We start from the raw sequence: 22,228 nt of genomic DNA, 5'->3' as shown, positions 1-22,228 counted from the left end.
GGCCGCGCCTCGCGGCGCGGCCGAACGACGGGTCAGAGTGCCGAGTGCCTGACGCGCAGGATGTGCGCGGGGAGGGTGGAGGGGTCGAGGCGCACGTAGTTCGCGCCGCCCCAGATCCACTCGTGCCCGCTGAGGAGGTCTTCCACGCCGAATTCCGTGTCGGCGGCGAAGCCGAACTTGGTCTGGTCGATGTAGACCGTCGCCTCCTCGATGCCGGAGTGATTGAGGTTCACCGCGACGATGACCGTGTTGGAGACGCCGTCTGGGGAGTACTCGGCCGGCAGGTGCTTGGAGAAGACGAGCACGTTCTCGTTGTCGCTGAACTGCACTTCGAAGTTTCGCAGCTGCTGCAGTGCCGGGTTGGCGCGCCGCAGCTCGTTGAGCTTCGTCAGGAGCGGGGCGAGCGAGTAGCCGCTCGCCTCCTGGGCGGCCCAGTCGCGCTGCTTGTACTCGTACTTCTCGTTGTCGATGTTCTCTTCCGAGCCCGGACGTGCCACGTTCTCGGCGAGCTCGAACCCGGCGTAGACGCCCCACAGCGGCGAGGAGGTGGCGGCGACGATGGCGCGGATCTTGGCTGCGTTCCGCCCACCCTGCTGCAGGTACTCGGTGAGGATGTCCGGAGTGTTGACGAAGAAGTTCGGGCGAAGGAAGTCGCTCGACTCCTTCGAGACCTCGGTGAGGTACTCCTCGAGTTCCTGCTTCGTGTTGCGCCAGGTGAAGTAGGTGTAAGACTGCTGGAATCCGGCCTTCGCGAGCGCGTGCATGATGGCGGGGCGGGTGAATGCCTCGGCCAGGAAGATGACCTCCGGGTGCTTGGCGTTCACCTCGTGGATGAGCCACTCCCAGAACTGCAGCGGCTTCGTGTGCGGGTTGTCGACGCGGAAGATCTTGACCCCGAGCTCGATCCAGTACTCGACCGTCTCGAGGACCTCGGCGTAGAGTCCGTTGCGGTCTCCGTCGAAGTTGATCGGGTAGATGTCCTGGTACTTCTTGGGTGGGTTCTCTGCGTAGGCGATGCTGCCGTCCGGCAGCTGCGTGAACCAGTCCGGGTGCTCGGCGACCCAGGGGTGGTCAGGCGTGGCCTGCAGCGCGAGGTCGAGGGCGAGCTCCATGCCGTTCTTCTCGATCTCGCTGACGAAGTAGCGGAAGTCCTCGACCGTGCCGAGGTCGGGGTGGATGTCGCGGTGCCCGCCCTCTGCGGCACCGATGGCCCACGGCGAGCCGGGGTCGCCGGGTTCTGTCGTGAGCGAGTTGTTGGGGCCCTTGCGATTGGTGCGGCCGATCGGGTGGATCGGGGGCACGTAGAGCACATCGAAGTTCATGGCCGCGACTGCGGGGACCCGCTCGGCTGCGGTTCGGAAGGTGCCGGAGGTCCAGCTGCCGTCCGCCGCCTGCGTCGCCCCTTCCGAGCGCGGGAAGAACTCGTACCAGGCCGCGTTCCCGGCGAGGGCGCGGTCGACCTGGATGCTGCGCTTGGCGGAGCTCGTCACGAGGGAGCGCACGGGGTGCGCCTCGATGACCTCGAGCACGTCGTCGGCGAGGAGGGACGCGAGACGGAAGGACGCGGAACGCGACGTGAAGCGCGACGCGGTCGCCGCATCCCGCAGCACGGCGCTCTGATGGCTGGTGAGCTCGGGGTTGGTGGCAGCGCGGTCGACGACCTGCGCACCGAGCTCGAGCATCACATCGACGTCGATGCCGGCTGGGATCTTGATCTCCGCGTTGTGCTGCCAGGTCGCGAAGTCGTCGTTCCAGGCCTCGATCCACCACTCGTGGGTGCCCGCCACCGTGACCTGGGCCTCGGCAAGCCAGGAGTCGGTGCCCTTGGGGCCAGGCTGCATGCGGATGCGCTCCGGCTGTGCGCCAGGTGCGGTCAGCACGAGCTCGACGCCGATGATGTCGTGCCCCTCGCGGAAGGAGACGCAGGAGAACGGGACGACGTCTCCGACGTATCCCTTCGTGGGGAAGAGGTTGTCGACGAGCTGCGGCTGCAGGTCAAGGATCGGGATGCGCCCGATCGCTGGCACGTACCCGGAGCCGGGGAACTGGTCGCCCGTCGACGGGAGCGCCGTCGCGACGGCGGCTGCGGCCGCGGGCTTCGCCGCCGACGCCTTCGGCTTGCGCGCGCGCGTCACCTTGGCTGGAGCCTGCACGACCGGCGCTTGCTGGCTGGTCGCCGGGGCTGACTCGCTCGTCGCCGGTGTCGCCTCTGGAGCCGGAGCTGCCTTCGGCGAGGCGCTCACTCGCTTGGCGGTCGCCCGACGCGGGCGGCTCGGTGGAATCTGGTCTTCTGACGCTGGTGTCGTTGCCACAACCGAACGCTACCAACACCCACCCTCAACGGGGCTGTCCGCGTGTCACGGAATGTGAACGACGTCCCGCACGGTGTCCGATCAGATGTGGTGGTGCGCGTGCTCCACATCCACCGCGTACACCTGCACCGAGGGCCCCGCGAGGCCGGTGAGCTGTCCTGGTACGAGCACGCGGCTCGAGCTGAGCGCCTCATCTGGGTGCTCGTGCGTCGAATCCCAGAGCAGATGGTAGCCCGTGACCTGGTCGACGGCGGGTGCCCGCAGCGCCGCGTCGTCCTCGCTGCCGTGGATGACGAGGAGAAGCCGGTCGACGAGCATCCGCTCGCCGTCGACGAGCACCGCGTCACCCGTGAAGTCGGCGTCTGCCTCGGGGATGTAGGCGTCGAGCAGCACTTGCAGGGTGCGGCCGCCGGGTCCCTGCCAGGAGCCGTCGCCCATGGGGTTGCCGAGCGCGTCGAACCACCGTCGCCTCGTCCCGTGCTCGCTCAGCGCGTGCCCGTGGTTGAAGCTGCTCGGGCGCAGCACCTGGTGCTTCCCCCGCAGCTCGATGAGTCGTCTCGTGTGCGCGAGCTGAGCGAGCTGGATCTCGCTGAGGTCCCAGGAGAACCAGGTGAGCGGCGAGTCCTGGTTGTAGGGATTGTTGTTCCCCTTCTGCGACCTCGCGACCTCGTCGCCGGCCGTGAGCATGGGGACACCCGCGCTCAAGAGGACCGTGCTCAGGAGGTTGCGCATCGAGCGGCGGCGCAGCGTCTCGATGCTGCTGCTGTCGCTCGGCCCCTCCACTCCGAAGTTCCACGAGCGGTTGTCGCCGGTGCCGTCGCGACCGAGTTCCGCGTTCTGCAGGTTGTGCTTGACGTTGTAGGAGACGAGATCACGCAGGGTGAAGCCGTCGTGCGCGGTGACGAAGTTCACCGAGGCCAGCGGCCCCCGCTCGTCGCTGAACATGTTGGACGAGCCGGCGAGCGACGTGCTGAAGGCGCCCGCACCCTCGGGATGGACGCCGGAGCTGCGCGCCTCGGCGATGTCGCGCACCCAGAATGAGCGGGCGTGGTCGCGGAAGCTGTCGTTCCACTCCGACCAGTCCTCCGGGAAGTTGCCCGTCTGCCAGCCGCCCATGCCGACGTCCCACGGCTCGGCGATGAGCTTGGTGTCCGAGAGGCGCTCGTCGCTGACGATGGCTTCGAGCAGCGGGTGGTGGCGTTCGAAGGCGTGGTGCGCGTTGCGTCCGAGCGTCGCCGCGAGGTCGAAGCGGAAGCCGTCGATGCGGAACTCCTCGACCCAGTAGCGGAGCGAGTCGATGATGAGCTCGCGCACGATGGCCTCGGACGTGTCGAGGGAGTTGCCGCATCCGGTCTGGTCGACGGGGTTGCCGTGCATGTCGTGACGGTAGTAGGTGGCGTTGTCGAGGCCCCGGAACATGGATGTCTCGTCGCCGCGGCCGCCTTCGGACGTGTGGTTGTAGACGACGTCGAGGTAGACCTCGATGCCGGCGGCGTGCAAGTGCTTGACCATGCCCTTGAACTCGCGGGCGATGGCGTGCGGGCCGGCGGCGCGGGCGCCTGGGGAGGCGTAGTCGGCGTGCGGGGCGAAGAAGCCGAGCGTGTTGTAGCCCCAGTAGTTCGCCATCCCCTGGCGTCGCAGGAACGACTCGGAGGCGAACGCGTGGACGGGCAGCAGCTCGACGGCCGTGATGCCGACGGACTGCAGGTAGGCGATCGTGTCCTCGTGCGCGAGGCCAGCGTAGCTGCCGCGGAGGTGCTCCGGCATGTGCGGGGCGAGCTGCGTGAACCCCTTGACGTGCGCCTCGTAGACGACGACGTCGCGCAGCGGCAGCAGGGGCGCGCGCACGGTTCCCCAGTCGAACGGCTCCGACTCGACGACCTGCGCCGTCCAGATGGGCACGGCGACGGTGCCGACATTCGAGACCTGCCTGGCGTACGGCTCGACGAGCAGCCGGTGCTTGTCGAAGGCGCTGGTGCCGGTCGTCGGCCCGTCTGCGCGCACCGCGTAGCGCTGGCCGTTCACGAGCTCGGCGCACTCGGCCTGCCAGATGCCTCCCGGCATGCTGGCCATGTCGACGGTTCGTGTGACGGTGCCGTCGGCATCGATGAGGCAGAGGGTCATCGCGGATGCGTGCGCCGAGAACACGCGGAGGCGCGCGATCCCCTGATGGTGGGTGACGCCGAGGTCGGAGCGGGTCTGTGAGTCGAGCATGAGGCCTAAACTGTTCGAATTGAATGGTCGGCGCCGCATGGCGGCTGCACGGACCGTGTGCGTGCGCGCTCTGGTGCGCACGGATCGCGCAAGTCTATGTCGAGAGTGCCCGTATCCAGGGCAGGGCGGGGAGTGTAATGGCCGTTTACCTCGACCATGCCGCGACGACCCCGATGGTGCGCGAGGCGCGGGAAGCGCTCCTTGCCGGCTTGGACCTGACGGGGAATCCGTCGTCGATTCATGGCCACGGGCAGGCCGCCAAGCGGCTGCTCGAAGGGGCGCGGGAGCGCGTTGCCGCGGCGCTCGGAGCCGACCCGATCGAGGTGGTCCTGACGTCTGGTGGCACCGAGGCCATCAACCTCGGCGTCAAGGGCCTGTACTGGGCGAGGCGGCAGCAGGACGCGGCTCGTGTCCGAGTCCTGGCACCTCGAGGCGAGCACCACGCGACCGTCGACGCCGTCGAATGGCTCGCCGCCCATGAGGGGGCGGTGGTCGACTGGCTGCCGGTCGACGAGGCCGGCGTCGTCGACCTCGAGGTCGCCGAGCAGCGGATGCGGGAGCACGCGAACGAGGTGGCGCTCATCACGGTCATCCTCGCCAACAACGAGGTCGGCTCCGTGCAGCCGGTCCGCTCGCTCGCCGCGCTGGCGGCCGAGCACGGGATCCCAGTGCACGTCGACGCCGTCGCCGCCTTCGGGCACATCCCGGTCTCGCTGCGGGATCTCGACGTCGCCGCGCTCAGCGTCTCGGCGCACAAGATCGGCGGGCCGGTGGCCATGGGCGCGCTTGCGCTCGCGCGCGCCCACACCGTCGAGGCGCTCATCCACGGGGGCGGGCAGCAGCGGGGCGTGCGCTCTGGCACCCAGGACGTGCCCGCCGCGCTCGCGTTCGCAGCTGCGACGGATGCGGCGATGTCGCGAATGGACACGGAGGGCGCCCGCCTGGACGCCCTCGCGCGCCGTCTGGCGGACGGCCTCGCCAGGATCCCGGGAGCCGAGCTGCGCGGCGCCGCGCTCGACGGCGTGCTCCACGACGCGGGCGACGAGGTGCGGGCACGGGTGCCTGGCAACGTGCACGTCACGTTCGACGGCTGCCAGGGTGACTCCCTCCTCTTCCTCCTCGACATGGCCGGGTTCTCCGTCTCCACCGGCTCTGCCTGCCAGGCGGGCATCGCCGAGCCATCCCATGTCCTGCTCGGCATGGGTCTGGACGAGCGAACGGCGCTGAGCGCACTGCGCTTCACCCTGGGCGCGTCGACCGGCGACGATGACATCGCCTCGCTCCTCGACGTCCTCCCGAGGATCGTGGAGCAGGCGCGCACGGCTGGGTTCTCCGACCGGAGCGTGTAGCGTCCTGGCGCGGTGTGCGCCTGCAGCGCATCCGCCCCGACACGTGTCGAAGTGTCGGCGGATGCGCCTACGCTGACGCCATGACGATGCGAGGTGCAGGAGGCGGACCGCCCGCCGGGGGCCGTGTTCGGGACGAGTCGGTGATCCGTGCCGCGAACGAGCAGGCCCCGCAGATCGACGACCTCTGGCAGCGCGTGCTTCGCCTGTTCGCGCCCTACCGAGGGAAGATCGCGATCGCGCTCGTGCTGGTGCTCATCACCGCGGCTATCTCGGTGCTGCCCCCGCTGCTGACCGAGCAGGCGTTCGACGTCGGCCTCTTCCCGCCGGGCGGCACCGGGCCGAACATCGGCGAGCTGTGGAAGATCGTCGGTCTCATGGCGGTGCTCTGGGTCGCCTCGAGCGCGCTCGGGGTCGTGCAGACCTACTTCACCGCCAGTGTCGGCAACTCCGTCATGGGCGACCTGCGAGTGCGCCTCTTCGATCACCTGCAGCGCATGGAGCTCGCGTTCTTCACGCGCACGAAGACCGGGGTCATCCAGTCCCGCCTCCAGAACGACGTCGGCGGAGTGGCGTCGACGCTGCAGTCGATGATCACGAGTGTCGTCGGCAACATCGTGACCGTCCTCGCGGCGGTCGTCGCCATGGCGCTGCTCTCCTGGCAGCTGACCATCATCGCGTTCGTCCTCATGCCAGCCCTCGTCTGGGCGCAGCGAAGGGTCGGCCAGGTGCGCGCCCGCATCGCGACGAAGACGCAGGAGTCGCTCTCCGAGATGACCGCGATCACGCAGGAATCGCTGAGCGTCTCCGGCATCCTGCTCGCGAAGTCGTTCGGACGCGAGGAGGCGGAAGGACAGCGGTACCGCGCGGAGAACGTCCGGCAGATCGGGCTGCAGGTGAAGCAGACGATGAGCGGGCAGACGTTCTTCGCCTTCGTGTCCATCGTGTTCTCCCTCGTGCCCGCGGCTGTCTACATCGTCGGCGCGTATCTCATCACCGGCGGCGTCGATCTCACGGCGGGCGCGATCGTTGCGTTCACGACGGTGCAGACCAGGCTCACGATGCCGCTCATCGGGCTCATGCGCATCGGCCTCGAGGTGCAGACGTCGAAGGCCCTGTTCGCGCGCATCTTCGAGTATCTCGACATGAGACCTGCCATCACGCCGTCGCCGTCGCCCGTCGCGCTCGACGAGTCGAAGCTCGGCGAGGTCGAGTTCGAGCACGTCTCGTTCCGGTACCCGGACGCGGAGGTCGACTCGGCCCCCACGCTCGACGACGTGACCTTCACGGTTCGCCAGGGGGAGTTCGTCGCGTTCGTCGGGCCGAGCGGCGCAGGGAAGACGACCATCGGCTACCTCGTGCCCCGGCTCTACGAGGTCTCGTCCGGCGCCGTGCGCTTCGCGGGCACCGACGTGCGCGACCTCGACCACGACGCGCTCATCGCGAACACGGGCATCGTGAGCCAGGAGAGCTACCTGTTCCACGCATCCATCGCCGAGAACCTGCGCTTCGCGAAGCCGGACGCCACCCAGGCCGAGATTGAGGAAGCCTGCAGGCAGGCCAACATCCACGAGACGATCTCGAAGTTCCCCGACGGCTACGAGACCCTCGTGGGGGAGCGAGGCTACCGACTCTCCGGTGGTGAGAAGCAGCGCGTGGCCATCGCCAGGGTCCTGCTCAAGGACCCTGCGGTGCTGGTCCTCGACGAGGCGACGAGCGCGCTCGACACACGGTCTGAGCGGTTCGTGCAGCGTGCCCTGGACGAGGCCTCACGGGGCCGCACGGTCCTGGCCATCGCGCACCGCCTCTCGACGGTCAAGGACGCCGACCTCATCTGCGTCATCGACGAAGGCCGCATCGTCGAGCGCGGGAACCACGCCGAGCTCATGGCGAGGGGAGGCCTCTACGCGGCGCTCCACGAGGAACAGCGAACCGATGTCCAGCCTGAGCTCGAGACCTGAGTCGCGCTGACGCGGCGGCGCTCGTCTAGCGAGCCAGCTGGATCTCGTCCTCGATCTTCCATGTGCCGGCGAGCGCCGGGGCGAGCGGGATGACGCCGAGCGTGAGCACGGCCAGGAGCCCCAGCGAGATCGACCAGTTGCCGGTTGCCGTCGCGAGCACTCCGACCGTGAGCGGGGCGAGCGCCGCGAGGGCGTACCCGACGAGCTGGACGAACCCGCTGAGGATCGCCGAGCCCCGTTGGCCAGCCGCACGGAGGCCGATGAGCGTGAGGCAGATCGGGAAGATGAGCTGCCCGAACCCGATGAGCACGACCCAGAGGACGGGGGCCGCGGTCGGGGCGAAGATGAGGCCTGAGTAGCCGAACGCGAAGCCGGCAGCCGAGGTGATGAGCGGCCACGTCGTCCCGAGGTGCTTGATGACGAGCGGTGTGGCGAGGGAGAGCGGGATGCCCATGGCGGCGAACAGCGAGAGGTAGCCGGCCGCCGCGACAGTGTCGGCGCCTGCCCGCTCCTGCAGGATCGTGGGCAGCCACCCGAAGCAGCAGTAGGCGTTCATCGATGAGATGGCGAAGGTCGTCGCGAGCGCCCAGGCTCGCTTCGAGCGCCAGATGGACCTGGCGGGCTTGGCGCGCGTGCCGTCGGGCAGCGTCACGGCCCCGGTCGTGGGGGCGACGTGGCCGCGGGCCGCGCGAACCTGTGCGCGCACGAGGAGCACGACCCACGGCACGGCGGCGGAAGCCGCGACGATGGCCCACATGGACAGCGAGGTCCGCCATCCGCTGGCCAGGGCGACGGGGGCCGCGACGAGGGGCGGCAGCATCGTGCCGAGCGCCACGACGATCGCGTAGGTCGAGGTCATGACTGGGATGCGGGACCGGAAGTAGGTGACGACCACCGGTGGCAGGAGGATGTTGCCGATTCCCATGCCGAGCAGGGCGATGCCGCTGCCGCCGAGCAGCGTCGGCAGGTTCGGAGCGGCTCCGCGGAGGAGGTGCCCGGCGATGATCGCGGCGAGCGCGATGACGATGAGCAGCTCGAGGCGGACCCGTCTCAGGAGCCACGGAGTGATGAGGCCCGCGATCGCGAAGGCGACCGGGGGCAGCATCGTCAGCACGCCGGTGGTCGCCCCCTCGAGTGGGAGGTCGACCGAGATGAGGTCGAAGATCGATGAGGCGTTGGTGACGGCCGTCCGCAGGTTCAGAGCGAGGAGGACAAGTGCGAGGACGGCGATGGCCGTCCAGATCCACGGTGACCGGGCGCTTTCCGAAGGGTGCTGGGAGGGGAGAGATGACACGAGGTGCAACTGTACTCAGCAGGCCCCCAGGAATCTTGCACTTGTGAAAGTTTGCACTCATGCATATTGTTGAGGGGTGTCGAACCCTGCTCTCTCCCTCCGCGAACGCAACCGCATCGACTGCTGGCATGCCATCCACGACGCCGCCGCCGACCTGACGATCGAGCGCGGCCTCGACGAGACGACGATCGACGCCATCAGCGAGCGCGCAGGCGTCTCGCGCAGGACCTTCTTCAACTACTTCCCGAGCAAAGAGGACGCGGTGCTCGGCATGCAGGCGCCCACACTCCCAGAAGGCGCACTCGACGACTTCCGGGAAGGCGAGAGCGATTCCTTCGGCCGCACCATGCGACTCATGCTCGCCGTCCTCGACTCCGCGATTCCCGACCACGACGACTTCCCCCGCCGACGCACGCTCGCCGACCAGCACCCCGTGCTCGAGGAGCGGCTCAGGCGCCACATCAGCGCGGCAGAGGACATCGTCCTCTCGATCCTGACCGAGCAGGGCGGCGACAGTTCCACGGAGTCCCTCCCGGACGGCATCGAGTCCGCGAAGGCACTCCTCTCGCTCGCCGCGACCATCCTGCGCTTCACGAGCAGGAACGACCCCCAAGGCGTCCTGGCCGACCGGGAAGCCGCCATCAACCACTCCATCGACATCTTCCGGAAAGCGATCTCAGAAGCCCTATGACGACTCCCCCCAGCATCGATTCGCAGGTTCGCGTCGACGCCGCCCCCGGCGCAGAAGCCCGAACCAGCGCCGAGGCGCGGCCTGCCACGACGGGGGCGGGCGCAGCCGGTGCGCACCGACGCAGCATCGTGCCGCTCTTCCTGGGGCTCATGGTCACGATGCTCATGGCGTCGCTCAACAACACGGTGCTCTCGAGCGCCATGCCGACCATCGTCGGCGAGCTGCACGGTGTCGAGCACATGAGCTGGGTCGTGACCTCCTTCATCCTGGCCTCGACGGTCATGATGCCGGTCTACGGGAACCTCTCCGACCTCTTCGGCCGCAAGCCGCTGCTGCTCATCGCGATCGGCCTCTTCATCGCGGGTTCCGTGCTGGGCGGCCTTGCCCCCTCCATCGAGCTGCTCATCGGCGCGCGCATCGTGCAGGGACTCGGTGGCGGCGGCCTCATGATCCTCTCTCAGGCGGCCATCGCGGACGTCGTCCCGGCTCGTGAACGCGGCAAGTACATGGGCGTCATGGGCGCGGTCTTCGCATTCTCGTCCGTCGCAGGCCCGCTGCTCGGCGGCTGGTTCACCGAGGGCCCTGGATGGCGCTGGGTGTTCTGGATCAACCTGCCCCTCGGCGCGCTCGCGCTCCTCGCGACCATCTTCCTGCTCAGGCTGCCGAAGCGCCCCGCCCAGGAGCGCACGCGCATCGACGTCGGCGGCATGGCGCTCATCTCACTCGCGACGACCGCGCTTGTCCTCGTCGGCACGTGGGGTGGGTCGCAGTACGAGTGGACCTCGCCGACGATCCTGCTGCTCGCCGCGCTCGCGGTGGTCTCCGCTGCCGGCTTCGTCTTCGTCGAGCGCAGCGCCGCGAACCCGATCATGCCGCTCGGCATGTTCAAGGACCGCAACTTCATCCTGACCACGATCGCCAGCCTCGCAACCGGCGTCATCATGTTCGGCACGCTCGGCTACATGCCCACGTACCTGCAGATGGTGACGGGCTCCGGTCCGACCGTGTCCGGTCTGCTCATGACTCCCATGATGGGCGCGTTGCTCATCACCTCCATCCTGAGCGGGCAGTACGTGTCGCGCACAGGTCGGTACAAGTGGGTGCCGATCGCGGGCGCCGCCGTGCTCGGCGTGGGCCTCGTCGTGCTGTCGTTCGTCACCGTCGACAGCCCCGTGTGGATGATCTGCGTCGCTCTCGGCATCATGGGCGTCGGTCTGGGCGGCAGCATGCAGCTGCTCACCCTCATCGTGCAGAACTCGTTCCCGGCGAGGATCGTGGGAACAGCGACCGCCGCCAACAACTACTTCCGGCAGGTCGGCGCGACCCTGGGCTCCGCGGTCGTCGGCTCCGTCTTCGCCGCTCGCCTGACGCAGATGGTGGCGGACCGGCTGCCAGCCGGTGCCGCGCCCGAAGACGGCGCGAGCTCGTTCACGCCCGCTGCGATCGCCCAGCTGCCCGACCAGCTGCGCGCCATCATCGTGGGCTCGTACAACGAGGCGCTCATCCCGATCTTCCTCGCGCTCGTGCCGCTGACGGTCATCTCCATCGTCGCCCTGTCGTTCCTCAAGGAGAAGCCACTGGCGACTGGCAAGGAGCCGGCGGCGACCACCTCGGCGACGCACGTCGGCTGAATCGGCTCCGGGGCCGGGCTCTCGGTGCCTTATTAGATGCAGAGCTCCGGCCCGAGGTCGATCGTCTGCCCGTCCGCCGTCATCGTCGCGAGCCCGCACCAGCGCTCGCTGGTCTGCGGGCTGATGCCGAGCGTCGTGTACACGGACTGCACGTCGTAGGCCGAGACCGACTGGCCGCGCTCAGAGTCGCGGTCGACGGCGGGGTACACCGACATCGTGAGCTCGTTTCCCGCCGCCGCTCCGTCGTACCTCGTGACCCGGCCCCAGACGGCCTTGCAGCTCGTCGAGTACATCAGCTGCACCTGCGTCTCGCGCTCCCGCATCTCGCTGGCTGCGACCACCGCGTCGTCACGGCAGACCGTCTGCATGGGGTCCAGTCCGTCGGAGATCCCGGCGTACGGGTCATCCGCAGTCTGCAGCTGGCCGACGCCGAACCAGATCCCGCTTGTCACGGCTGCGGACATGAGAGCGGCGGCTGCTGCCGTGGTCAGCAGTCTGCGCTTCGTGATGGGAGGCGGCAGGGGCACCGGCGCCTCAGGACCAGGCGACGGTGCGTCCGCGCTCCCCTCCGTGGTGTCTGGCCTCACGAGCGTGGGTCCGCCCGCCGTCTGCTCGGGGGCCACGGGCACGACCTGGACGCTCGGCGGGGAGACGAGCTCGCTGCGACGCTCGAGCCAGGGGGCCGGATCGGCGCCCAGTGCCGTGACCAGACGCTCCACGGTCTTCGCCGTCGGCAGTCGCTGACCGCCAAGGGCGTCTCCGACCACGCTCTTCGAGATCCCGGCCGTCTCCGCGAGCCGCATGATGGTGGGCCTGCCGGCCTCTTCGCGAAGCGATTGGAGATCGGACGCGAACCGGGCGGGGGAATCTCGGATGTCGCTCACGCGCTGCCTCCCTCGTGAGCATCTTCGCTCGTCGGCGATGGACATGGTCAAATTACCAGAGCCACGCATCTCCCCAGAGGGGTTGTCGGAGGCCCGACGTACACTTATCCGGTGAAAGTTCTAGCCGCCATGAGCGGCGGGGTCGATTCCGCCGTCGCAGCAGCCCGAGCCGTCGAGGCAGGGCACGAAGTGATCGGCGTGCACCTCGCGCTCTCCCGAATGCCCGGCACCCTCCGCACAGGTTCGCGCGGGTGCTGCACCATCGAGGACTCGATGGATGCGCGCCGCGCCGCCGACCTCCTCGGCATCCCGTTCTACGTCTGGGACTTCTCCGAGCGGTTCAAGCTCGACGTGGTCGACGACTTCATCGCCGAGTACAGCGCGGGTCGCACGCCGAACCCCTGCATGCGCTGCAACGAGAAGATCAAGTTCGCGGCCCTGCTCGAGAAGGCCATCGACCTCGGGTTCGACGCCGTCTGCACGGGCCACTACGCGACGCTGGAGACGGGGCCGGACGGGCTGGTCGAGCTGCACCGGGCGAGCGCCTGGGCCAAGGACCAGTCGTACGTGCTCGGCGTGCTCACGCAGCAGCAGCTGGAGCACTGCTACTTCCCGCTCGGAGACACCCCGTCGAAGGACCTGATCCGAGCCGAAGCGGCCGAGCGCGGCATCAGCGTCGCGCAGAAGCCCGACTCGCACGACATCTGCTTCATCCCGGATGGCGACACCAGGGGATGGCTCGGCGATCGCATCGGCACCGCGACTGGCCAGGTGGTCGACAGTGCAGGCACGACGCTCGGCGAGCACGACGGTGCGACGGCCTACACGGTCGGTCAGCGCAAGGGGCTCCGCCTCGGCGTGCCAGCTCCCGACGGCAAGCCTCGGTTCGTGCTCGAGATCCGTCCGAAGACCAACGAGGTCGTTGTCGGGCCGAAGGAAGCGCTGAGGATCGCCGAGATCGCGGGCCAGCGTATGAGCTGGACGGGGGCCGCGAAGTCGGAGACCGACGGCGAGTTCCGCTGCGACGTGCAGATCCGTGCACACGCCGACCCGGTGCCCGCAACCGCGCGGATTCACGCCAGCGCTGAGAGTACCCGCGACGACGCGACCATCCCTGGCGTCGAGTGGAGTGTCAGCGTGGATGAGCCCCTCGTCGGCGTCGCGCCGGGCCAGACGGCAGTCGTCTACGTCGGCACGCGCGTGCTCGGCCAGTTCACGATCGACCGCACAGTGAGCGCCGTGCAGACCGGTGAGACAGCGGCGGGTTCTGCCGAGACACGCAGCGCAGATGAGCAGGAGGCGGCATGAGCAAGAAGACCGAGGGTGGCCCGCTCAAGGACGGCGAGGCGATGGATCTGCTCACCGACCGCGCCGAGCGCTGGGCGGCGCAGTACAGGAACCTGTCCGACCCCGATCGGTGGCGCGCTGACTACGACGCGCACTTCGCAGCTCCCGCGCTGCAGCTCGCCAGACGCTGCACCCTCGAGGCTCGGAAGTTCGGCGCGAAGGACTGGATCCTCGCCCTGGTGCTCTGGTTCCTCATCGGCGGTACCGTGTTCCTCGCCTCGAACTTCCTCATGCAGCTCGAGCCGACCTGGCAGATCGTCTTCGCTGTGTTCGCCGGGCTGATCGCGGTGGTGGGCATCGTGCAGAGCTACCTCGAGACGACGAGCGAGAAGCGCGCGACGAAACGTCTGGCCGCCAAGAACGAATGGCTGCTGAATGTGAGCCGCAAAGCGGCGATGGCGACGCTCAACTCGCGTTCCGGGGCGTCGGCATGACGACGTTCGACGACGCGCGAGTCCGCGTCGAGGAGCTGCGGGAACTCGTCTCCGGCTACCAGGCGGCCTACTACGAGCGCGACGCGCAGCTCGTCTCCGACGCCGAGTACGACGGCCTTGTCCGTGAGCTGGACCAGCTCGAGCGTGAGCATCCCGAGCTGCAGTCGCAGGATTCGCCGACGCAGACCGTCGGCGGCGGCGTCGCGGACGGCCTGCGGCCCATCGAGCACGCTGAGCGCATGCTCTCGCTCGACAACGTCTTCTCGGTCGACGAGCTGCGCGAGTGGTGCGCCAAGACGGAGGCGTCCGCGGGCCGACACATCGAATGGCTCACCGAGCTGAAGATCGACGGGCTCGCCATCGCGCTGCGCTACGAGCACGGCAAGCTCGTGACCGCGGCGACCCGTGGCGACGGCCGCACGGGCGAGGAGGTGACCCAGAACGCACTGCAGATCGACGGCATCCCGGCTGCGCTCGCGGGCGAGGGGCATCCGCCGATCGTCGAGGTGCGCGGCGAGGTGTTCATCCCCGTCGCCGCGTTCAGGGAGCTCAACGAGTTCCAGGCCTCACTGCGGCCCCGCGCCGTCGAGGAGTACCGGGCCAGGTGGGAAGCGCGCTCGGAGGCGACGCGAGGCGAGTTCGACGAGGACGCCGAGCTGGCACGAGCGACCAAGCGATTCCCGGACTTCGCCAACCCGCGCAACGCGGCGAGCGGCGGGCTGCGGCAGCAGCTCGAGAAGAAGAGCGGGCTCGAGCGAGAGGCCGGCGAGCTGCGGCTCCACTCGTTGCAGATGTACGTGCACGGCATCGGTGCCTGGCCGTCGCCGCCCGTCGAGTCGCAGAGCCAGGTCTACGAGCTGCTGGCGAGCTGGGGCCTGCCCGTCACCCCGTACGCGAAGGTCGCCGCATCCGTCGACGACGTCGTGGAGTTCGTCGAGCACTACGGCGCGGAACGCCACTCCGTCGAGCACGAGCTCGACGGCATCGTCGTGAAGGTGGACGAGCTCGACCTGCACGACGAGCTCGGCATGACGAGCCGCGCCCCACGCTGGGCCATCGCCTTCAAGTACCCTCCCGAAGAAGTGCACACGAAGCTCCTCGACATCGCGGCCAGCGTCGGCCGCACCGGGCGAGTGACGCCGTTCGCGATCATGGCGCCCGTCAAGGTCGCGGGCAGCGTGGTGCGCATGGCCACTCTCCACAACCAGGATGTGGTTCGCGTCAAGGGCGTGAAGATCGGCGACACCGTCGTGCTGCGCAAGGCGGGAGATGTGATCCCCGAGGTTCTCGGCCCGGTGCTCGAGCTGCGCGGCGACGACGTGCGCGACTTCGTGATGCCGACCGACTGCCCGGAATGCGGCACGCCGCTTCGGCCCATGAAGGAGGGCGACGTCGATCTGCGCTGCCCGAACGCCCGGTCGTGCCCCGCCCAGGTTCGTGGTCGCGTCGAGCACATCGGCTCGCGCGGAGGACTCGATGTGGATGCGCTCGGCGAGGTCACCGCTGCCGCGCTGACCCAGCCGACCGTGCCAGAGCAGCCACCACTCGAGACCGAGGCGCGGCTCTTCGCGCTCACGCTCGAGGAGATCGTGCCCATCGAGGTCGTCGTCCGCGACTCCGAGACCGGTGAGCCCAAGACCGACGAGGAGACGGGCGAGCTCGTACGACGCGCCCCGTTCCAGAAGGTCTCTCTGGTGTACCCGCCAGGCTCTGAGGACATGACGCCGGCGGAGCGACGCAAGGCCGGCATCAAGAAGGACTTCCGGCTCGTGGAGCCGTCGAAGCAGGCGACGACGCTCCTCGAGCAGCTCGAAGTCGCCAAGACCAAAGACCTGTGGCGTCAGCTCGTGTCGCTGAACATCCGCCACGTCGGTCCTGTCGCTGCGCGCGCGCTGGCTGACTGGTTCGGTTCGCTCGACGCCATCGAGGCGGCGCCCGCCGAGGAGCTGGCACAGGTTGAAGGCGTGGGGCCGACGATCGCCGACGCGATCGTCGAGTGGCTCGCGGAAGACTGGCACCGGGAGATCATCGACGCCTGGCGGGCGGCGGGCGTTCGCTTCGCGACTCCGAACCACCCCGGACCCGGCGCGATGACGAGCGCGGATGGTCCGCTCTCCGGCCTGAGCGTCGTCGCGACCGGAACCCTCGAGGGGTTCACGCGCGACGGCGCGAAGGAGGCGATCATCGCGGCGGGCGGGAAGGCCGCGGGGAGCGTTTCCAAGAAGACGGACTTCGTGGCGGCGGGCCCCGGTGCCGGCTCGAAGCTGACGAAGGCGGAGGAGCTCGGCATCCCGATCCTCGATGCCGACGGCTTCCGCCTGCTGCTCGAGGGCGGGCCGAGCGCAGTGGAGCACCTGCGAGCAGAAGCAGAATGAGGGACCCGCAGGGTCCGACGACCAGGAGCGGACTCCGAGGCTGCGGCCCGGTCGCTCGGCTACAGTGTGCAGGCCGTGGCATCGGCTCGCCGCGGAGGAACGGGGAACCATGCTCAGCGTGAGCTTGCAAGATCTGGCGGACGACGCCGCCATCCTCCACTTCGACGCGCACGCGCAGCTCACGGAGCGGCTCGGCGACGCCGGATGGGATGTCGATTTGACTGCTCCGTCGATCACGTACCAGACCCAGCCGAGCCCGACGGTGCTCCCGGTCCAGCTCATCGGCAGCGTCGCCCAGAGTGCGGGCACGTGGATGTGGGGTTGGAACAACGTCAACAACTTCCCGGAACAGGCCATCGCGCTCGCCGGACGGGTGCGTTCGTTTGTGGTCGATGGCGGGCCGGAGCAGCTGTCGTCCTCCGTGGTGAAGACCGACGAGGCCGCGCCGCTCCTGCTGGTCCTCGCAGCGAAGGCCCTCACACGATCGCGCGACAGCGTCGTCCTCGAGGCCGCGCCCGGCGTGCAGGTGCACCTCATGGTGCAAGCGGGGCCAGACACGGCGACGACCGCCGAGCGAGCGACGCGCGCCATCCTGGATGCACTGGATGCCGGGGTCCTGGGCGACCACGTGCGTGCCCTCCACGCGTATGCGGCACGCAGCGAGTCGCAGCTCAGCCGCACGGGCGCGTCCAGTTACGAGCTCTCCACGAGTGCCGGCAGCGTCGAGATCACCCTCGACGACGCGCAGCGGATCCTGGTCGCTCGCGTGACCCCGGAGGCGACCGCCGACAGCAGCGAGCCCGAGGTCGTGCCGGACAGCGTGCCGGACAGCACATCGGGCAGCCTGTCCGAGAGCACGTCGGGCAGCCTGTCCGAGGTGGCGCCCGAGCGCACGTCTGACGTCGCTCCGTCGGCCGAACCAGCTCAGGTGTCGCCCGAAGAGCAACCGGCCACCGAGGTTGTTCCGGACCAGCAGCCGACGGCTGATCACACGCCGCAGTTCGAGCACACGCCGACTCCGGAACCGGGGGTGAAACTCGATCACGCACCGAGCGATGCACCTCCGGCTCCGTTGCACGAGCTGCAGACCACGGAGGCGCAGCCTGCGCCTGTTCCTGTCGTACCGCCCGCTGGGCTCCCGACACCACCTCCGCCTGTCGTACCCGCATCGGCCCCGTACGTCGAATCGCCGCAGCGCGCAGAGCGGCGAGCAGAGACCGCTGCGCCCCCGTCCGCGGGGCTTCCACCGGCATCAGGAACGGCTCAGTCTCAGGCCGCGGCTCCCGGCGCCCCCTGGCAGCCGTTCGACGCTTCGCCCCGCTGGGAACGGACCCCGCCATCGGCCGTCGCCCCACCTGTCGGCGGCCCTCCCGTTCCAGCACCTGCGCCAGGTGAGGGCGCAGCACAGGGCTTCCTCCCGCCGCACCTCGCGAACCCGCCCCAGGGTGCCCAGGCCGGAAACCCTGCCTCGCCCCCGCAAGCAGGCCCGTCAGCTCCCTTCGGGCGTCCTCCGCAGCAGGGGCAGCACGGCCAGCCCACGCAGCCAGGCCAGCCGAATCACCAACCCAGCCAGCAGCCCATGCAGCCTGGCCAGCCGAGCGCCTATGGCCAGCCGAGCGCCTATGGCCAGCCGAGCGCGTACGGCCAGCCGAGCGCCTATGGCCAGCCGAGCGCGTACGGCCAGCCGAGCGCCGTGGGACATCCGGGCCAGCAGTATCCCCAGCAGGGGCAGGGCGGAAATCACGGCCAGCCGCCGCAAGCCGGGTGGCAGCAGCCTCCCCGGCAGCAGTTCCCGCACACGGGGCAGCCCGGCCAGCCCGGGAACCCGGGCCCCCAGGGTCAGCCGTGGCAGGGCCAATCCCAGCCGGGTACCTCCTGGCAGCGCCCGCAGGTACAGCCGCCGGCGTACGGCAACGAACAGGGGCGCGCTCAGCAGAACCAGGGCCAGCCGCCGCAGTGGCAACCTGGTCAGCAGCAGGCTCCCGGTAGCCAGCACCCCGGCAACCAGTACCCAGCGCAGCCCGGAGGCTTCGACCCGAGGCACCAGGGGCAGCCGCAGCAGTTCCCGCCGTCGCGCGCGGCGCAGCAACGTCCGCAGGACGGCGCCTGGAACCGCCAGCCACCGTACGGTCAGGCGCCACAGGGCCAGCCGCCGTATGGACAGAACCCACAGGGGCAGGGTCCGTATGCCGGCCAGGCTCCGCAGCAGGGGCCGAACCAGGGGCAGCACCCTCAGCCGGGCCAGCCCGGGTACGACCCACGCTGGCCTGGAAACGGCCAGCCGCCCTGGCCACCCCAGCAGCAGCCACCACGCCAGTAGTCAGCAGCGAGCACGGCCGCGCCCTGGGCGCGGCCTAGACTTGTCCAGCCCTGGCCGACGCACTATCGGAGACGAATGACCGACATCACTGCCGCCGACGTTGAGCACCTCGCTCAGCTCGCACGCATCGACCTCGTAGACGGCGAGATCGAGCGCGTCACCGGCGAACTCATCGAAATCCAGCACCTGATCCAGAAAGTGCAGGAGGTGGCGACCCCCGACGTGGACGTGACGACGCATCCGATCGCCATGCACAACGTGACACGTGCAGACGAGGTCGGCGAACCGCTCGACCGCGATGCTGCGCTCGCAGGAGCGCCGGACAGCGACGGGACACGATTCCGTGTCACCGCGATCCTGGGAGAAGAGCAGTGACCGCCGACATCACGCGCCTGAGCGCGACCGACCTGGCGGCGGCGATCGCGGCCGGCACCATCAGCTCCATCGAAGCGACCACCGCACACCTCGAGCGCATCGAGGCTGTCGACGGTGACGTCCACGCGTTCCTCCACGTCGACGCCGACGCCTCGCTTGCCGCCGCGGGACGTGTCGACGCGAAGCGGCAGGCCGGCGAGAAGCTCGCTCCGCTGGCTGGCGTCCCCGTCGCCGTCAAGGACAACATCGCCACGAAGGGCACGCCGACGACCGCCGGCTCCCGCATCCTCGAGGGCTGGGTGCCGCCGTACGACGCGACCGTCGTCGAGCGCCTCCGCGCCAACGACCTCGTCATCATCGGCAAGACCAACCTCGACGAGTTCGCGATGGGCTCCTCCACCGAGCACTCCGCCTACGGTGCCACGCACAACCCGTGGGACCTCGAGCGCATTCCCGGCGGTTCAGGTGGAGGCTCCGCCGCTGCCGTCGCCGCCTACGAGGCGCCGCTCGCTCTCGGCACCGACACCGGTGGATCCATCCGTCAGCCTGCATCCGTCACGGGCACCGTGGGCATGAAGCCCACCTACGGCGGCGTCAGCCGCTATGGGGCGCTCGCGCTCGGATCCTCGCTCGACCAGATCGGGCCGGCAGCACGCAACGTGCTCGACACGGCCGCCCTCCACGACGTGCTCGCGGGCCACGACCGCCGCGACTCCACCTCGCTCACGGGGGAGTGGCCGTCCTTCACCGACGCAGCTCTTGCGGGCCGCAATGAGGACTCCGTTCGCGGACTCCGTATCGGTGTGCCCAAGCAGATCGCCGACGGGGCGGGCTTCGAACCCGGGGTCACCCAGCGCTTCCAGGAGGCGCTTGCCGCGCTCGAGGAACGCGGTGCGGTCGTCTCGTGGATCGAGACGCCGCACTTCGAGTACGCCGTCGCCGCGTACTACCTGATCATGCCCGCGGAAGCATCGAGCAATCTCGCTCGCTACGACTCCGTGCGCTTCGGGCTGCGGGTCACGGACGCCTCCGCCACAACCGTCGAGAAGGTCATGTCGGCGACGCGAAGCAAGGGCTTCGGTGACGAGGCCAAGCGCCGCATCCTCCTCGGGACCTACGCGCTCTCGGCCGGCTACTACGACGCCTTCTACGGGTCGGCCCAGAAGGTGCGCACGCTCGTGCAGCAGGACTTCGCCGCCGCCTTCGCCGGTGTCGACGTGCTCGCCGCGCCCACGTCGCCGACCACGGCCTACAAGCTCGGCGAGAAGGCAGAGGACCCGACGGCCATGTACCTCGCCGACCTCACGACCATCCCCGCCAACCTCGCTGGCGTCCCCGGCATCTCCGTGCCCGGCGGACTCGCGCCCGAGAACGGGCTGCCGGTCGGCATCCAGTTCATGGCGGCCGCCCGCGACGACGCACGCCTCTACACCGTGGCTGCGGCGCTCGAACAGACTCTCGAAGACCGATGGGGCGGACCCCTGCTCGCGCAGGCCCCCCAGCTGAAGGCAGGTGCACGCTGATGGCCAAGCCAGAGCTGATGGACTACGACCGCGCGCTCGAACTCTACGAGCCCGTCATCGGTCTCGAGGTGCACGTCGAACTCGGCACCAAGACCAAGATGTTCTCCGACACCCCGAACCACTCGGGGAACGAGGTCGGCGGCGAGCCGAACACCAACATCGGGCCGGTCGACCTCGGCCTTCCCGGGACGCTGCCCGTCGTCAACGAGCAGGCTGTGCGCTACTCGATCGCGCTCGGGCTCGCCCTCAACTGCGAGATCGCCGAGGTCTCGGGCTTCGCGCGGAAGAACTACTTCTACCCCGACAACCCGAAGAACTATCAGATCTCGCAGTATGACGACCCCATCGCCTTCGACGGCGAGGTCGAGGTCGAGCTGGAGGACGGCACCGTCTTCCACGTTCCGATCGAGCGCGCGCACATGGAAGAGGATGCGGGCAAGCTCACGCACGTCGGTGGCTCGACGGGCCGCATCCAGGGCGCCGAGTACTCGCTCGTCGACTACAACCGCGCCGGTGTGCCACTCGTCGAGATCGTGACCCGGCCCATCTTCGGCGGGGAGGCGCAGACGCCGCAGCTCGCGGCGGCGTACGTCTCGACGATCCGCGACATCGTCCGCGCGCTCGGCGTCTCCGAGGCTCGCATGGAGCGTGGCAACCTCCGCTGCGACGCCAACGTCTCGCTCCGCCCGCGGGGCGAGGAGAAGCTCGGCACGCGCACGGAGACGAAGAACGTCAACTCGTTCAGGTCGATCGAGCGCGCAGTCCGGTACGAGATCCAGCGCCAGGCTGCGCTCCTCGCAGCTGGCGGGAGCATCACGCAGGAGACCCGGCACTGGCACGAGGACACGGGACGCACCTCATCCGGTCGTCCGAAGTCCGACGCCGACGACTACCGATACTTCCCTGAGCCCGACCTCATGCCGCTGCGCCCCAGCCGTGAGCTCGTCGAGGAGCTTCGCGCGACGCTTCCCGAGGCGCCCGTCGCCCGCCGCCGCCGCCTCAAGGCGGAGTGGGGCTTCGCCGACCAGGAGTTCCAGGACATCGCCAACGCGGGGCTGCTCGAGGTCGTCGATGCGACCGTCGCGGCTGGCGCGACTGCCGCTGGCGCCAAGAAGTGGTGGATGGGCGAGCTCTCACGCATCGCCAACGACCGCGGAGTGCAGGCCACGGACCTCGCGACCCCACAGCAGATCGCCGAGCTCGACGGTCTGATCACGGCAGGCACGGTCAACGACCGACTCGCGCGCGACGTGCTCGAGGGAGTGCTCGCGGGTGAGGGATCGCCCGCAGAGGTCGTCGAATCGCGCGGACTCGCCGTCGTCAGCGATGACGGGCCTCTCATCGAGGCCATCGACGCGGCACTTGCGCAGCAGCCCGACGTCCTCGCGAAGATCCGCGACGGCAAGGTGCAGGCGGCAGGTGCGGTCATCGGCGCCGTGATGAAGGCGATGCGGGGCAAGGCAGACGCCGCGCGCGTGCGAGAGCTCGTTCTCGAGCGCGCCCAGAGCTCCTAGAGCTCGA

15 protein-coding genes are annotated in these 22,228 nt (G+C 69.3%); 11 read left to right on the top strand and 4 right to left on the bottom strand.

The window, feature by feature from the left end:
* Nucleotides 1-32: 32 nt before the first annotated feature.
* Nucleotides 33-2,312, bottom strand: coding sequence for an alpha-1,4-glucan--maltose-1-phosphate maltosyltransferase (locus ACQFZP_RS13465; protein ID WP_307852844.1), 2,280 nt, complete (start codon nucleotides 2,310-2,312; stop codon nucleotides 33-35).
* Between the two features lie 81 nt (nucleotides 2,313-2,393).
* Nucleotides 2,394-4,526: a glycogen debranching protein GlgX gene (glgX, locus tag ACQFZP_RS13460; protein ID WP_249312496.1), complete on the bottom strand. Its 2,133-nt coding sequence runs from the start codon at nucleotides 4,524-4,526 to the stop codon at nucleotides 2,394-2,396.
* 137 nt (nucleotides 4,527-4,663) lie between these two features.
* Here glgX and ACQFZP_RS13455 point away from each other — a divergent pair, with 137 nt between their 5' ends.
* Together ACQFZP_RS13455 and ACQFZP_RS13450 are read left to right on the top strand one after the other, a co-directional pair.
* Nucleotides 4,664-5,875, top strand: a complete 1,212-nt coding sequence (locus ACQFZP_RS13455) for a cysteine desulfurase family protein (protein ID WP_211891667.1) — start codon at nucleotides 4,664-4,666, stop codon at nucleotides 5,873-5,875.
* Between the two features lie 86 nt (nucleotides 5,876-5,961).
* Nucleotides 5,962-7,833, top strand: coding sequence for an ABC transporter ATP-binding protein (locus tag ACQFZP_RS13450; RefSeq protein ID WP_211891804.1), 1,872 nt, complete (start codon nucleotides 5,962-5,964; stop codon nucleotides 7,831-7,833).
* Between the two features lie 25 nt (nucleotides 7,834-7,858).
* Here ACQFZP_RS13450 and ACQFZP_RS13445 read toward each other — a convergent pair whose 3' ends face one another.
* A complete protein-coding gene (locus ACQFZP_RS13445; RefSeq protein WP_211891666.1) occupies nucleotides 7,859-9,127 on the bottom strand; it encodes a CynX/NimT family MFS transporter in 1,269 nt (422 codons plus the stop codon).
* Nucleotides 9,128-9,203: 76 nt separating this feature from the next.
* On the opposite strand from ACQFZP_RS13445, the gene ACQFZP_RS13440 reads away from it, so the two are divergent.
* Both ACQFZP_RS13440 and ACQFZP_RS13435 read left to right on the top strand, forming a co-directional pair.
* The gene (locus tag ACQFZP_RS13440) at nucleotides 9,204-9,818 is read left to right on the top strand and encodes a TetR family transcriptional regulator (protein WP_104311360.1); all 615 of its coding nucleotides are present in this window, start codon (nucleotides 9,204-9,206) and stop codon (nucleotides 9,816-9,818) included.
* Nucleotides 9,815-11,449, top strand: a complete 1,635-nt coding sequence (locus ACQFZP_RS13435) for an MDR family MFS transporter (protein WP_211891665.1) — start codon at nucleotides 9,815-9,817, stop codon at nucleotides 11,447-11,449. The genes ACQFZP_RS13440 and ACQFZP_RS13435 overlap by 4 nt, the downstream gene beginning before the upstream one ends.
* Nucleotides 11,450-11,481: 32 nt before the next feature.
* On the opposite strand, the gene ACQFZP_RS13430 is transcribed toward ACQFZP_RS13435, so the two are convergent.
* Complete coding sequence (locus tag ACQFZP_RS13430) at nucleotides 11,482-12,333, bottom strand: DUF2690 domain-containing protein (protein WP_211891664.1); 852 nt, start codon at nucleotides 12,331-12,333, stop codon at nucleotides 11,482-11,484.
* A gap of 111 nt (nucleotides 12,334-12,444) precedes the next feature.
* Here ACQFZP_RS13430 and mnmA point away from each other — a divergent pair, with 111 nt between their 5' ends.
* From mnmA to gatB, 7 genes are all read left to right on the top strand, one after another.
* Nucleotides 12,445-13,641, top strand: a complete 1,197-nt coding sequence (mnmA, locus tag ACQFZP_RS13425) for a tRNA 2-thiouridine(34) synthase MnmA (protein ID WP_258068056.1) — start codon at nucleotides 12,445-12,447, stop codon at nucleotides 13,639-13,641.
* Entirely contained in the window at nucleotides 13,638-14,114 is a 477-nt protein-coding gene (locus tag ACQFZP_RS13420; RefSeq protein ID WP_211891663.1) for a hypothetical protein, read from the top strand. Before mnmA ends, ACQFZP_RS13420 begins: the two co-directional genes overlap by 4 nt.
* Nucleotides 14,111-16,489, top strand: a complete 2,379-nt coding sequence (ligA, locus tag ACQFZP_RS13415; protein WP_211891662.1) for an NAD-dependent DNA ligase LigA — start codon at nucleotides 14,111-14,113, stop codon at nucleotides 16,487-16,489. Before ACQFZP_RS13420 ends, ligA begins: the two co-directional genes overlap by 4 nt.
* A gap of 118 nt (nucleotides 16,490-16,607) precedes the next feature.
* A complete protein-coding gene (locus tag ACQFZP_RS13410) occupies nucleotides 16,608-18,809 on the top strand; it encodes a DUF6882 domain-containing protein (RefSeq protein ID WP_211891661.1) in 2,202 nt (733 codons plus the stop codon).
* Nucleotides 18,810-18,884: 75 nt separating this feature from the next.
* Entirely contained in the window at nucleotides 18,885-19,184 is a 300-nt protein-coding gene (gatC, locus tag ACQFZP_RS13405; RefSeq protein WP_211891660.1) for an Asp-tRNA(Asn)/Glu-tRNA(Gln) amidotransferase subunit GatC, read from the top strand.
* Nucleotides 19,181-20,707 (top strand): Asp-tRNA(Asn)/Glu-tRNA(Gln) amidotransferase subunit GatA, encoded by a 1,527-nt coding sequence (gene gatA, locus ACQFZP_RS13400; RefSeq protein ID WP_211891659.1) that lies wholly within the window; start codon nucleotides 19,181-19,183, stop codon nucleotides 20,705-20,707. Before gatC ends, gatA begins: the two co-directional genes overlap by 4 nt.
* The gene (gatB, locus tag ACQFZP_RS13395) at nucleotides 20,707-22,221 is read left to right on the top strand and encodes an Asp-tRNA(Asn)/Glu-tRNA(Gln) amidotransferase subunit GatB (protein ID WP_179557445.1); all 1,515 of its coding nucleotides are present in this window, start codon (nucleotides 20,707-20,709) and stop codon (nucleotides 22,219-22,221) included. Before gatA ends, gatB begins: the two co-directional genes overlap by 1 nt.
* Nucleotides 22,222-22,228 lie beyond the last annotated feature (7 nt).

This window comes from Pseudoclavibacter sp. Marseille-Q434 (assembly GCF_050315415.1).
Lineage (GTDB): Bacteria > Actinomycetota > Actinomycetes > Actinomycetales > Microbacteriaceae > Pseudoclavibacter.
This window is presented reverse-complemented; position numbering and strand designations above follow the sequence as displayed.